General features: G+C 60.9%; 7 protein-coding genes and 4 pseudogenes. 6 read left to right on the top strand and 5 right to left on the bottom strand.

The genetic code is table 11. The features are described from left to right. Positions 1 to 8 precede the first annotated feature (8 nt). The 4 genes and pseudogenes from HU742_RS27085 to HU742_RS10285 form a co-directional block, all read right to left on the bottom strand. Positions 9 to 347 (bottom strand): annotated as a pseudogene (locus tag HU742_RS27085) (ATP-binding protein); the annotation flags it as partial. 519 nt (positions 348 to 866) lie between these two features. Continuing rightward, a pseudogene (locus HU742_RS27080) lies at positions 867 to 1,202 on the bottom strand (response regulator transcription factor); the annotation flags it as partial. Positions 1,203 to 1,412: 210 nt separating this feature from the next. Next, positions 1,413 to 2,462: pseudogene (locus tag HU742_RS27075) on the bottom strand (sensor histidine kinase); the annotation flags it as partial. Positions 2,463 to 3,748: 1,286 nt separating this feature from the next. After that, positions 3,749 to 4,825, bottom strand: coding sequence for an ABC transporter substrate-binding protein (locus HU742_RS10285; RefSeq protein WP_186642414.1), 1,077 nt, complete (start codon positions 4,823 to 4,825; stop codon positions 3,749 to 3,751). A 221-nt stretch (positions 4,826 to 5,046) separates the two neighbouring features. On the opposite strand from HU742_RS10285, the gene HU742_RS10280 reads away from it, so the two are divergent. The 3 genes from HU742_RS10280 (at position 5,047) to HU742_RS10270 (ending at position 7,793) form a co-directional block, all read left to right on the top strand. Further along, entirely contained in the window at positions 5,047 to 5,571 is a 525-nt protein-coding gene (locus tag HU742_RS10280) for a transporter suffix domain-containing protein (RefSeq protein ID WP_186642413.1), read from the top strand. 70 nt (positions 5,572 to 5,641) lie between these two features. Beyond that, positions 5,642 to 6,763: an HlyD family secretion protein gene (locus tag HU742_RS10275; protein WP_186642412.1), complete on the top strand. Its 1,122-nt coding sequence runs from the start codon at positions 5,642 to 5,644 to the stop codon at positions 6,761 to 6,763. Further along, positions 6,753 to 7,793 carry a DUF2955 domain-containing protein gene (locus HU742_RS10270; protein WP_186642411.1) on the top strand — a complete coding sequence of 347 codons (1,041 nt, stop codon included), beginning with the start codon at positions 6,753 to 6,755 and terminating at the stop codon, positions 7,791 to 7,793. Before HU742_RS10275 ends, HU742_RS10270 begins: the two co-directional genes overlap by 11 nt. On the opposite strand, the gene HU742_RS10265 is transcribed toward HU742_RS10270, so the two are convergent. Beyond that, entirely contained in the window at positions 7,790 to 9,112 is a 1,323-nt protein-coding gene (locus tag HU742_RS10265; protein ID WP_225923557.1) for an APC family permease, read from the bottom strand. The genes HU742_RS10270 and HU742_RS10265 overlap by 4 nt on opposite strands. Before the next feature lie 483 nt (positions 9,113 to 9,595). Here HU742_RS10265 and HU742_RS27070 point away from each other — a divergent pair. The 3 genes and pseudogenes from HU742_RS27070 to HU742_RS10255 form a co-directional block, all read left to right on the top strand. After that, positions 9,596 to 10,858: pseudogene (locus tag HU742_RS27070) on the top strand (PDC sensor domain-containing protein); the annotation flags it as partial. Then, a complete protein-coding gene (locus tag HU742_RS27065) occupies positions 10,853 to 11,758 on the top strand; it encodes a methyl-accepting chemotaxis protein (protein ID WP_437179896.1) in 906 nt (301 codons plus the stop codon). The pseudogene HU742_RS27070 and the gene HU742_RS27065, both read left to right, overlap by 6 nt. A gap of 220 nt (positions 11,759 to 11,978) precedes the next feature. Next, positions 11,979 to 12,902, top strand: a complete 924-nt coding sequence (locus HU742_RS10255) for a universal stress protein (RefSeq protein WP_186631325.1) — start codon at positions 11,979 to 11,981, stop codon at positions 12,900 to 12,902. Positions 12,903 to 12,966: the final 64 nt, after the last annotated feature.

Genomic DNA, 12,966 nt, shown 5'->3' with positions numbered 1-12,966 from the left:
GGTGCTCATCACTTACCCAGCGGCGCATCAAGAGGAACATCGAGGGTAAAGGTCGCGCCCTGTCCAGTCCCGTCGCTGTGCACGCTCAAGCTGCCACCCATTTCCTGCGCGGCCAGCGCGCAGCTGTGCAGGCCGAAACCGTGACCGTCTTTGCGCGTAGTGAAACCATGGGAAAAGATCCGCGTCAGGTGCTCAGGCGCGATCCCATTGCCGTTGTCAGCCACCGTGATACGCAACACTGGCCCGTCAGTGAGAGCGGCGCTGAACGTGATGCACGGGCTGCGATCGATCACACCGCCCAAGGCCTGTTTGGCATTACGGATCAGGTTCACCAGAATCAACAACATCCGGTGCCGGTCCAGCGACAACAGGGGCAAGTCGGCAACTTCCTTGACCACCGCCACCCCCTGGCGCTCCAGTGATCCGGCACTCATGCGCAAGGCATCATCGATCAACTCTGCGACCGGCACGGTCTCGACCACACTGACAGCAACGGCATAGGACTGTTGGGCAGCGACAATGGTTTTGATGTGGTCAATGCCCTTGGTGAGCTGTCCAAGCTCTTCGATGATGCCCTGTTGCTCTGCCGTCACCACCTCCGCCAGCTTGCGCAGGTAGTCAGGCAGCATCTTTCCTTTGTGGTCTTTGGTGAGAAAGTCGCTCAGGTCATGAATATGTTCGTTCATCAGTTGGGCCACCTTGCCCAGCCCCTGGGCTTTGGAGGTGCGCATCAGGCTGCTGACCAGTTCTGCCGAGACGTTCACGCTGTTCAGAACGTTGCCGACGTTGTGCAGCACAGTGGTGGCGATTTCGGCCATGCCCGCCTGGCGGGATTTTGCCTGCAGTTCGGCTTGCACCTGGCTCATGCGTAGCGCCGCGCGTATGCGCGCCTTGAGCTCCAGTGGCGAGAACGGCTTGGCGATGTAGTCATCGGCGCCACTCTCCAGCCCGGAGACGCAGGCCTCGGCGCCGCCGCGAGCGGTCAACAGGATTACCGGCAAATGGGCGAAACCGGCGCTGGCTTTGATCCTGGCGGTCAGGCCGAAGCCGTCGAGCTTCGGCATCATCACATCCGAGAGGACGACATCAATGGGGCGACGCTGCAGGAGTGCCCACGCCTGCTCTCCATCCGTTGCGGTGGCGACGATGTAGTCGCTCTGCAAAAGTTCGCCCAGGTAGCTGAGCATTTCCGGGCTGTCGTCTACCACCAACACTCTGGAATGCGAAGCGCGTTCCGGGTGTTGCCCATCCGGGACTTCCATTGAAGCTCGGTCATCGCCACTGCCATGACGCCCGTCATCGAAACGCAGGTGGCGCTGCTCGGCTGTACTCGCTGTGCTCAATGACGATCGCTCATGCATCGTACTGGCTTCGGCCGGCAAGATGTTTTGCTCAGCCCCCAGCGGAAGCCGGACAAAGAAGCACGAACCCCGTCCGGGCTCGCTGTTGACGCCAACTTCGCCCCCCATCAGTTCGACCAGGTCCTTGACCAGGGCGAGACCAATGCCTGTGCCGCTGTAGTGACGCGTAGCGGAGTTGTCGATCTGGGAAAAAAGCTGGAACAACAACGGCAGTTTGTCCGGCGCAATACCAATGCCCGAGTCTTGCACCGCGAGTTCAAATCGCTCGCCATCAAGGGGCGTCACTGCCAGGTGCACGGTGCCGCCGGCGGGCGTGAACTTGATGGCATTGCTCACAAGGTTAAGAAGAATCTTCTCGAAGTGCCGGGGGTCCAGGAACACCGTGCCCAGCGCAGGATCGATGTTGCAGGTCAAGGAGCAGCCTTTACCCTCGGCCACCATGGCGGCATCCTCGGCCAGCACACCCACCATCTTGTTCAAGTCGATGGGCGCCGGACACAACTCAAACTTGCCCGCTTCGGCCTTGGAAAAATCGAGGATGTCGTTCACCCGGTTCATCAAGCGCAGCGCATTGCGTTGGGCGCGTTCGACTTGCACATGCCAGTCCGCCGGCGGGATGGCCGCCGCCGAGAGCTGCTCCAGGGGGGCGAGAATGAGGGTCAAGGGGGTGCGCAGTTCATGGCTGACCGTGGCAACGAAATCGCTTTTTGCCTGGTTAGCCGTCTCGGCCTGGTTGCGCGCCTGTATGAGTTCGATGGCTTGCGCCTCCAGCACTTCGGTCTGGTGGTGCAGCGTGTCGGTCCGTTCGGCGACCATTCTCTCCAAGGAGGCCTGGACTTGCTGTCGTTCGGCCTCGGCCTCAGCCTCCAGCACCCGGATGCGCAGGGCATTTTCCTGGAACACCCGTACGGCGCGGGTCATGATTCCAATTTCGTCGCCGCGTCCGGCCCTGGCGATCTCGGCGTTCAGGTCGCCAGCCGCAAGCCGGCGCATGACCGAGGCCAGGGCCACGATCGGCTGCGCGACGAATCGCGACGTGCTCCAGGCGATGGCGCCCGCCAGGAGGATGGCGACGGTACCGGCAACTATCGTCGCGAGCATGCCGCGATCATTGTGGACCAAGGCGTCGGAGCGCGCTTCACCCGCGAAGCGCGCCACCAACAGGCCGGCGCTTCGAGCCTCGTTGCGAACCTGGTCACGCGCGCCGCTCAAGGCGTTGCTCGCTTGATGGAACCTGGCGAATGCCGCCCGGTACCCGGCAATCTGATCGGTGACCGTCAGGGATGTAGCCCTGCTTTGCAGCCCTGCTGACGATGGAAGAACGCGGGATAGACGGGAAAGTTCGTCCAGGATGGCACCGACCGAATTGGCGATCTCGGCCGAAGGAGACAGGCGAAACGACAAGGTCTGCGCTTCCAGGGTGGCCACACGCTCGGCGAAACGCTTGGACAACGCGGCTGCATTTTGCAGCAAACCGGTGGCTGCCTGAATGTCGCTGGCGTCATGGGCAACCTGCCCATCCGTGTCACCCAACATTATCTCGAGGCGCTCGGCCATATCCCCGACGGCAGCGAGATGCCGTAGAGCCTCGCCTCCCCGAAGCTTGGGCGCCTCGCCAAGGTGCTCGACCGACAAGCTGGCAGCAGCGAGCGCCGTCGCCAACTGCTCCAGGGCCTCTCTCTCCTGTGGTGCCCCCATCACCTCGCGCAATTGTTCGACCACGGGCTGGAGTGCCGCGCAGGCGTTGCGCGCCGCAGTCGCCGATGCCTCATCACCGCTCACCAGCATCTTGGCCACATTGGCGGTGATGATACGTTCGCCGTTACGCAGGATATCCAGGATGCGATGGGCGCTTTCGATGTTGCTCACCCGCGCTTCGTGATCATCGGCGCGGGAATCGAGCCCCTTCAGCCCATCGGCAATGCCCTGTTCAACGAGGATCGTCGCCTCTCGCATCCGGCCGTAGTGAGCCGTCATGTTCTCCGTTTCGCCATCCATGGTCAGGCTCGCCGCGCCCAAGGTGGCGATCGCCGCGGCGAGCCTTTCCAGACTGCCCTTGAGCGATTGCGCCTCGGCCACCGGAATGGCGGTGAGGCCGGCGATAGCTGTCGCCACCATGCCTTCGGCCTGGGACAGGCTTTCCTGGTCGCGGGTGGCAATGAAGTTTTCTACCCGTCCGGTGGCCCCGTTTACCGAGGCCAGGATTTCCGCGGAATGGCTGGCGGAATCCACCGCACGGACCATGCCGCGCAAGCCGTAGAGGTTCACCAGCGACACCGTCAGCATCAGGAACACCAGCGCGGCGACCGCCAGGCCGATCCTGACGGCGATGGGCCTGTCCGTGGTGGGTTTGAATGTCAACATGGCGCCTCGTACCCTGCCCGCCACTACTGCTTCGTCACCTCGGGCAAAGACGCCGGCGTATTGTTGTTGGCCGCCTCGATCATCGCCACGACGGAAGCCTGGTCATAGGAAGGATTGGCGGCGCCGCCCACCGGCATGGTGACGAGCCAGGCGTCCAGGTCTTTCGCATCGATACGCACCAACGGCACTTCGACGAACTTCGGTACTTGCTTGCCCGCCAGAATCTGCTGGGCCACCCAGAACCCCACTTGGGAGACGCTTGGGGAGGCGGAAACAGAGACGGTCTCGTAGCCATTGGCGTCGCGCTCTTGTTTCCACAGGGCGAGCTCGTCCTGACGGTTGCCCATCACGATGATCGGCAAAGGGCGTCCCGCCGCCTTGAACGCCATGGCCGCGCCATAACCATCGCCCCCTTGAGTTGCGACGGCATCAATATTGGGCAGCGACGGCAGCGCCAGCGCCACTTCCTTGCGTGCCACGGAAGACGTCCAGTTCCCATAGACGGTCTTGGCGAATTTCAGGCCCGGATAGTCGCTGGCGGCCTTGCGAATGCCGTCGCTGATGTTTTTATCGGTGGCATCGCCGGCAATGCCGCGGATCTCCAGCAGCGTTCCGTTCCCCTTGAGGCGCTCGGCGATGTAGTCGATTTCCACGCGGCCCATGGCGGACCAGTTGTAGTCCACGGTATAGACGCAGGGTTCGGTGACCAGGCTGGCCATGACAACCACTACGATGCCGGCGTTGCAAGCGTCGCGGATCACCCCGTTGAGGGCCGTGTCGGACGCGGCCAGGATGACGATGGCGTTGACGCCGTTGACGATCATGTCCTGGATATGCGCCGCTTGTTCCGACGCTGAATTATTGGCGCTGACCACCGGAGCCTCGCGGATCAAGCCATCCTTTTGCGCCTGGGCCGCAATCTCCTGCCAGTTGCGCACCATCACTTTGCGAAAGTCGCTGCCCGCGTAGGAATTGCTGAAGGCGATGCTATGACTGGCGGTAGGGCCGTCGGCAGCTCGGGCCGGACCGGCGGCGATCATCGCCAGTCCGGTCAAGCAGCCGGCGATGCCCCACAAGACGTTGATCGATTTAGTGTTCATGCCATTCTCACGTGCTGCAGTGGCCGTGAGCATAGTCCCAAGGTGCCCGCTTCGCTCGGGGCCTGGACGAAGTAATGGGCGAACGGGCTGATTGCTCTCAGCGGCGCCTTACAGACTCGCATCCTGCGGGGTGCCGCCAGTCAACGCATTGGCCGTCCAGCTGCTAAGCTTTGTTTCGCTCCAGACCATAACCAATAAAAACTCCAAGAAGGTAACGCAGCATGGCCACGGTACAGCCCCCGGCAACGTCAAGTTCTGCGAAATGGCGCTTCAAGACAGGCATCGCCATTCTTTGCCTGATGCTCGCGTTATGGTTGTTGGTACCGCTGGCAGCGGCTGCGGATGTACCCCGCTCCACCATCGCGGCGATCACCGGCGCGCTGTTCATCATCAACAAGGTGCTGTTGCTGCTGGTCATCGCAGTGATGGGCAAGGCAGGTTTTCAGGAGCTCAAGCAGAAGGTGTTCGGCTATGTGTCGGGCCTTGTGCCCAGCGCTGAGCAGGAGGTAAGCGCCACCCGCCACCGTATTGGCCTGGTGATGTTCTGCCTGCCGTTGGTGTGCTCGTTTCTTGAACCTTATGTCGATGCCCTCGCACCCGGTCTACGTCCTAATAGCTGGGCGTTGCAATTGCTTGCCGATGCACTGTTGGTCGGCAGCTTCTTCGTCCTGGGCGGCAATTTCTGGGAGAAACTGCGCGCCCTGTTTATCCGCTCCGCACGGGTCACCACCGCCGACGCGATCTGAGACAACGTCCGGATCGCCGCCCCGGCGCTCTATCAGTTTTCTTCAATGGCCATGACTTGCAGGTGCCGATATGCCCGATTCGCCCCGTTCCGTCGAGCCTGAGTTACACACTGAACCGCTTCCTGAAAAGCCTGTACCCGCCAATCCGCTACGGCGCATTGCGCTGGGCGTTGCGGTGTTGATCGCCGTGCTGTTCATCCTCTCCATTTTCATGGAGCGCCGCACGCCCTCGACGTCGCAAGCCGTGGTGCAAGCCTATGTGGTGGAAATGGCTGCAGAAGTGGGTGGCCGTGTGACGGAAATAGCGGTGCTGGACAATGCCCGGGTGAAGGCCGGCCAGGTGCTGTTTCGTATCGACCCGCAACCCTACAGACTTGTCGTCAGCGAGGCTGAAGCGCGGCTGGAGGAAACCGGCCAGGCAGTGGGTGCGAGCACCGCCTCGGTGGATGCCGCCCAGGCGCAGCTGGTGTCGGCGCGAGCGCAGCGCGACAACATACGCGAGCAAGCCCGACGGGTGAATCAACTGGTCGAGCGTGGCGTGTTCGCCGCCGCCCGCCAGGATGAAGCGAAAGCCTCGTTGGGCTCCGCCGAGGCGGCCGTGAGCAAAGCCCAGGCCGACCTGGAACGGGCGCGCCAGCAACTCGGGCCCAAAGGCAACGACAACCCGCAATTCAAGCAAGCCCTGGCCTCGCTGGAAAAAGCCCGACTCGACTTGGTGCGTACCGAAGTCATCGCACCCGCCGATGGCGTGATCACCCATCTCCAGCTCGCCGTGGGCCAGGTCGTCAGCGCCGGCCAACCGGCACTGACCTTCATCGACAGAGGCACCGTATGGGTGTCTGCCGCCTTCAAGGAAAACAGCCTGGAGCATGTGCAGGCCGACGACCCGGCGGAGCTGGTCTTCGATGTATTGCCGGGCCGCGTGTTCAAAGGCCGGGTTGAAAGCGTCGGCTGGGGTGTCGCGCAACAGGGCAGCAGCAACTCGGCCCTGCCCTCGGTGCGCAACCAGAGTGGTTGGGTGCGTGACCCTCAGCGCTTTCCGGTACGCCTGATCGTGGAGGAACCACACCCGGTTGGCCCGCGTTACGGCTCACAGGTGAGCGTGGTGATCTATACCGACGACAATCCCATGACTAACGCGCTGGGGGCATTCATGACACGCTTGGGCGCCTGGCTGAACTATGTCAACTGAAGGGCAAGCTGCCCAGGAGCGGCTGCGGATCAAACGCCAGGGACTGCGCGTCGCCCTGGCAGTGACCGTGGGCTTGTGCACGGGTCTGGTCCTGGGCGATATCTTGCCGTTTCTCGCGCCCTTGTTCGCCATCCAGTTCCTCTTGGCCAGCCGCCGCGCGCCAGCGCTGTCCCAAGGGTTGACGACGTTGCTGGTAAGTATGCTGACCGGCGCCCTGCTGGTATTTGTCACCGGCTTGCTCGGTGAGCGGCCTTGGGTGCTGCTGCCGCTGTTGTGGCTGTTTTATTTCGCCTGTTTTATCGCCCAAGGCCAACAACTGGGCGGCGCGGGACCGGCGCTGATGCTGGTCATTGCGATTGTGGTGCCGATGCTCGATATCGTGCAGCCCGACCTGGGCGAATCTATCGTACTAGTGCTGGTGAAGGCGGTCGGCCTGGGTTTGCTGCTGACCTGGGGCACCCATGCGCTGCTACCTGACCCTGCAGGTGAATATGCCGACCAGGCACTCGCCCAGCCGCACGAGCTGACGCTGGTGATTCGCCAGGCCTTGGCCAGCGCGGCGATCCTGCTGGCGATGGTTGCGCTGTGCCTGAGCGACCCACGGCTGGCCACGGCGATAGTCGTGCCCATTACGGTGGCCTCGCTGCTTAGCCAGTTCTCCCTGGGCATGAGCAGCCGCACCGCCCTCGGCTTGGTGTTGGTCAACCTGCTAGGCGGGGTGGCGGCGTCCGTGGCCTTCACGCTGTTTGAACTTCGCCCGACCCTGTGGCTGGTGGCGCTGGTCCTGTTGCTGGTAAGCCTGCTGTTTGCCGGCAAAGCCGCCATCGGCAACGCCACTGGCAAGATATTCGGCGGTGGGCTAATCACCTTCCTTATCCTGTTCGGGCTCGGTGTATCGCCATTGCCGACAGAAACGCCCCAGCTGTTTTCCACCCGTATCGCCTACGTGCTGTTTGCGGTGGTCTATGCCATCGGCCTGGCCGCGCTGCTGTGGCCAAGCACGCGCGCTCTGCAACGCCTTCCCGGCTAGTTCGGTTTTACGGCAACAGGCGCGGTCATTCGAGCAAAGACATACAGCAGCATCCCCACCAGGATAAGTGCCGCGCCTCGTAGCCAAGTGCCCAAGTCTTGCTGACTCAGCAATACGAGACAAGACACGATAGCCAGCAAGGGTACCCAGGTGGGAATTCGAAAATGCTCCTGCCCAACCTTGTCCTTGCGTAACACCAACACGGCCATGTTGGTGCTGAGGAAAACGAACAACAAAAGCAGGACCACGGTTTGCGCCAACGTCGCCAGAGTCCCCGTCAGCGTCAGTGCGATAGCTACGAGCGTCGTTGCGATAATGGCCGCCCATGGAGTGCGCCTATGTGGCAGCACCCTTCCCAAGACATCTGGCAATAGCCCTAGATTGGCCATTCCATAAGTGAGTCGACTGGCCATGATCATGGTGAGCAGCGCCCCATTGGCAACCGCGATGAGGGCGATAAACGCGAATAGACGAGGCGAGATGTCAAGCCCGGAGGCCCGAACCACCTCGAGTAACGGGGCTGAGGTGGCGAGCAGTTTCTCCGTCGCCAATACTGAAGAAGCGGCGATCCCAACGGCCATGTAAACGACGCCCGCTGTCATCAGCGCGGCAAACAAGGCCCGTGGGTATACCTTGCGAACATCCTTGATCTCTTCCGCGAGATTGGCGGAAGTCTCAAAACCCACGAACGAATAGAATGCGAGCAACGCAGCTCCCAACACGGCGAGCATTGGACTGACCCCAGGCTTGAATTCCAGCGACCTCCCCAGTTCGGCTTCGCCAGAGCTGAAAAAATAACCCGCAGCGACGATGACCAATATCAACCCGGACAGCTCGATCACGGTCATCACCAGATTCGCCCCCAGGGATTCCTTGATTCCTCGCGCATTCAAAAGCGCAATCGCCAACAAGAAGACCAGAGCCGCAACGTGGGGCGATACTTCAATGAACGCTGCAAGGTAATCCCCTGCGAAGGCCAGTGAGAGGCCAGCAGCACTTGTGACCGCCGCGGCGAGCATGCAAAAACCCACCAGGAAAGATATCAGCGGTGACTTGAAAGCCTTTTCGGCAAACACGGACGCTGCGCCCGCGTGAGGATATTTCGAGACCAGTTCGGCATACGAACCTGCCGTCAGCATTGCGAAGAACAACGCGATCAACAACGGCACCCAGATCGCGCCGCCGACCTCTCCGGCGATGGTACCCGCAAGCGCGTAAACGCCAGCGCCCAGTACATCGCCAAGTATGAATAGAAACAGCATCGGCCCCGTGACAGCGCGACGCAAAGAGGTCTTGGAGGGTGACGTGTCTACTTTCATCGAAGGCTCTGCCGAGTGATGTTATTTCGCACATACATCCGAGCGCCATGCCTTCGCACAACGTCTGAGCAGTGGAAAAATCCGCGGGGTAAAAGTTCACTTAATTGCCGATGGGGGTGCAGGGACCTATTGGAAAGACAAGGCAGCGGATAACGCCGCTAAAACCTGTACGAAAAAGATACCAAAGTACAATTTATTGATGCCGTTGCGCCATCAACAATCCACTCCTACGTGCCTGATCCGCCCGTTCATAGATGCCCGGATATTCACCGGGTCGCTCCTGCAGTTCGAATCAAAATCAAAGAACGTGGAAAGGACCTCCCGCCAGAGCCAGAAAAATAACGTCGCTACATCCTCCAGCTCAGCCATTTGCACTGGACATATCGGGTTCGAAGCAACCCAACGTTATTGGCCGAACCGTGCAAAACACAAGGGTTGTCGCCGTAATCCTCGGCGCGCCCAAAGATCGGGCTGGGAGGCTTTATGAAACTCAAATCGCTGCAAGTAAGAATCTGCATGACAGCGGGCATCTGCCTGTTTGTTTCATCATTCAGCCTGGTGCTCTACGGGCTCTTTTCCGCCAAGTCCAACGAGCAATACGTAGCGGCCGAGGTCTCTGCCTTGGTTGAGCGCGCAACTATCCGGGAGATCCAGAACCTGGCGGAGTCCCGCGCCAATGCCATCCAAGCCAAATTGCAAAATGCCCTGGACGCTGCGCGTACCATGGCCAACACTTTTGCCGCGAGCAAAGCCTCGCAAAGCCCTCTGGTGATGGGCCGAGAGCAGATCAACACCGTACTGCTCGGGGTGCTCAAGGATAACCCTGATTTCAACGGGACCTATTCCTGCTGGGAACCAGATGCACTGGACGGGCAGGACCTTGCGTTTCGCGCGACCCAGGATGGGAGCAATCCGTCGACGGGCCGCTTTACGCCCTATTGGACCCGTAGCGCGGGTGGCCACATAGCGGTGCAACCGCTGGTTGAGTATGACTCCTCGGACCGCCACCCCAACGGCGTGCCTAAAGGCGGTTGGTACAGCGGCCCCCGTGACACTCTGAAAGAAAGCGTGCTAGACCCCATTCCCTACGTGGTCCAGGGAAAAAATGTCTGGCTGACCACCCTGTCGGTCCCTATCGTCGCCAACGGCAAATTCCAGGGCGTGGTCGGGGCCGACTTCGATATTGCCTTTATCCAGAAACTCAGCGAGCAAATGTCCGCCGACCTTTACGGCGGCAAAGGCTCGGTATCGATCCTCAGCAACCAGGGCTTGGTAGTGGCGGACAGTCAGCGCACTGACTTGATTGGCCAACCCATCAAGGCGTTGTTGCCTGAGTCTTGGGAAACGGTGCTGAGCACCATCCAGAGCGGGCGCGGTAACGGCTTGCTCAATGCGCAAACCCAACAAATCGAAGTCTTGATGCCCATTGAGCTTGGCCGTACCGGCAAACCCTGGGCAGTGCTGATTCGTTTGCCCAAGGCCGTGGTCATGAGCCAGGCCATCGCCCTGGAGCAAGAGCTGCAGGCCCGCAGTATCAACAACAGCATCTGGCAGGTCTCTGTCGGTCTGGGCATCTCACTACTGGCCTTGGTCGCGTTGTGGTTCGCTGCCGCGAAAATTGTCGGCCCAATCCGCGATGCCGCTGCCTTGGCGGCCAACATCAGCCTGGGGGACTTCTCGCGGCGTCTGGTGCAGGAAACCGAAGATGAGGTGGGACAATTGTCCGCGGCGTTGAACGACATGTCCGAAAGCCTGCAACGGCAAGTACGAGTCGCCGAGCGCATTTCCGAAGGTGACCTGGATCTGGAGGTCCGGTTGTCCTCGCCCCACGATACCCTGGGCAAATCGCTGGAAAAAATGGTCAGTAACCTCAACCAACTGATCTCACAGGTACAGTCCAGCGCAACCCAGATCACCGGCAGCTCAGGACAGGTCACCGATCTCAGCCAGTCGCTGTCTGACGGCGCGGCGAACTCCGCGTCGTCCATTACCGAAATCAGCGCGGTCATGACCCAAATGGCCGCTCAAACCCGAGACAACGCCGCCAACGCCAAGAAAGCGGATGAGCAATCCCAGGCATCACGGGCCGATGCGGGAGAAAGCGATCAATTGATGGGCGAGTTGATAGCCGCCATGGCCGAGATTGACGACTCGGGCAAAGACATCACGGCGATCATCACCACCATCGACAACATCGCCGCGCAAACCAACTTGCTGGCCTTGAACGCCGCCATCGAGGCCGCTCGAGCGGGTGAGCTGGGACGGGGGTTTGCCGTCGTGGCGGACGAAGTCCGCAGCCTGGCGGCGCGCAGTGCCGAGGCCGCCCAGCAAACCGCCGCGCTGATTTCCGACTCCTCGAGCAAGACGCAGCGCGGCATGGTCATCGCTAGCCGCACCGCCGAATCGTTGAAAAATATCGTCAATGGAACTGGCGCAGTGTCCAACTTGGTGTCGCTGATCTACCAGGCCTCCAGCGAACAGGCCTCCGGATTGCAGCAAGCGAGCATCGGGCTTGAGCAAATCGACGAAGTGACGCAGAAAAATCAATCAAACTCGCTGGAGTGCGCGGTGGCGGCCAAGGATCTGTCGGAGCGGGCCGCGCTCATGCAGCGGGAGTTGGGCAGGTTCAAGGTCAAACGGTCATAGGGGGACGAGGTTGGCTCCGGGGCGGCCCATGGAGCTCGGGGGGAGCAATCCTGACCCAACATAGCGCTATTGACCAAGAACGCAGGCTTTTCATGAAGGTGATGGAAGGGTGCTTGATGTAGATCAATTGACCAACGCCGATGGCGATCATCATCCCGACAGACACATGCCGGGAAAAGGTCGCCCGGTGCCCAGTAAGTCCTAGTCCGGGAGGTTTGCCATGTCTACTCAATCACGCTTGATGCTAGTCGTCTCGCCGCTGATGGAACACAATCCGGCGTTCGACCGGGCGGCCGCACTGGCCAAGGCCGAAGGCACCGCGCTGCACATTGTCGCTTTTGACTACCTGGAAGGCCTCGCCACGGCCAGCCTGGTCAACGAGCAGGCGTTGGAGCAGATGCGTCTGGGCTACGTTGAACGCCACCGGGACTGGCTGGAGGAGAAAGCCAGGCCCCTGCGCAAGCTCGGTATAGAGGTCACGACGGAAGTGGCGTGGGTGGAGCGCCCCCTGCAGGAAATCCTGGTCCATCTCAAAGAAGCGCCGATGGAAGCACTGATCAAGACGGTGGATCCTGAATCCTGGATCTCGCGCCTCATGTTTACCCCCCTGGACGTGCGCCTGCTGCGCGAATGCGAGGTGCCGCTGCACTTCGTCAACAAAGTGGCCCATGCGCGCCCGCGCAAGATCGTGGCCGCTATAGACCCTTTTCACCGCGACGGTCGCTACGAAGGCCTCAACGACCGGATCCTGGCCGAAGCCAACAAGCTGGCTGCCAGCTGCGATGCGGAACTTGAAGTCATCTACGCCTACGACCTTTCCTCCATCACCGCCGCCGAATACGGTTTTGGCAACGGTTCGACCTTTTTCTCCTCGACACTGGCCCGACAACTCTACGAATCCCAAGGCGCAGCCTTTGACGCATTGGTCGAACGCAACGGGATCGCACCGCAACAACGGCGAATGATCATGGGCGACCCAACCAAGGTTCTAGTCAACTACGCGGCCTCCCATGATATCGACGTCATTGTCATGGGCCGGGTGCGCTACAGCGGTCTGGACAAGCTGATCGGCAGCACGGTTGAGGGCCTGTTGTACAAAATGCCGTGCAGCTTATGGGTGATTGCGCCGCAACAGATCGACTAATCGCGCACTGGTCGCTAACCGCCTGGGCGATTCAAGGCTTCAGGTTCCATGGGAAAAATTGCTC

Origin of the sequence: Pseudomonas marvdashtae, assembly GCF_014268655.2 — a bacterium.
Classification (GTDB): Bacteria; Pseudomonadota; Gammaproteobacteria; order Pseudomonadales; family Pseudomonadaceae; genus Aquipseudomonas; species Aquipseudomonas marvdashtae.
This window is presented reverse-complemented; position numbering and strand designations above follow the sequence as displayed.

What these genes read in the sequence shown, in the direction of transcription:
- HU742_RS10275 (WP_186642412.1), top strand. Translation starts at nt 5,642, where the DNA reads ATGCCCGATTCGCCCCGTTCCGTCGAGCCTGAGTTACACACTGAACCG.
- HU742_RS10270 (WP_186642411.1), top strand. Translation starts at nt 6,753, where the DNA reads ATGTCAACTGAAGGGCAAGCTGCCCAGGAGCGGCTGCGGATCAAACGC.
- HU742_RS27065 (WP_437179896.1), top strand. Translation starts at nt 10,853, where the DNA reads ATGTCCGAAAGCCTGCAACGGCAAGTACGAGTCGCCGAGCGCATTTCC.
- HU742_RS10255 (WP_186631325.1), top strand. Translation starts at nt 11,979, where the DNA reads ATGTCTACTCAATCACGCTTGATGCTAGTCGTCTCGCCGCTGATGGAA.
- HU742_RS10280 (WP_186642413.1), top strand. Translation starts at nt 5,047, where the DNA reads ATGGCCACGGTACAGCCCCCGGCAACGTCAAGTTCTGCGAAATGGCGC.
- HU742_RS10265 (WP_225923557.1), bottom strand. Translation starts at nt 9,112, where the DNA reads ATGAAAGTAGACACGTCACCCTCCAAGACCTCTTTGCGTCGCGCTGTC.
- HU742_RS10285 (WP_186642414.1), bottom strand. Translation starts at nt 4,825, where the DNA reads ATGAACACTAAATCGATCAACGTCTTGTGGGGCATCGCCGGCTGCTTG.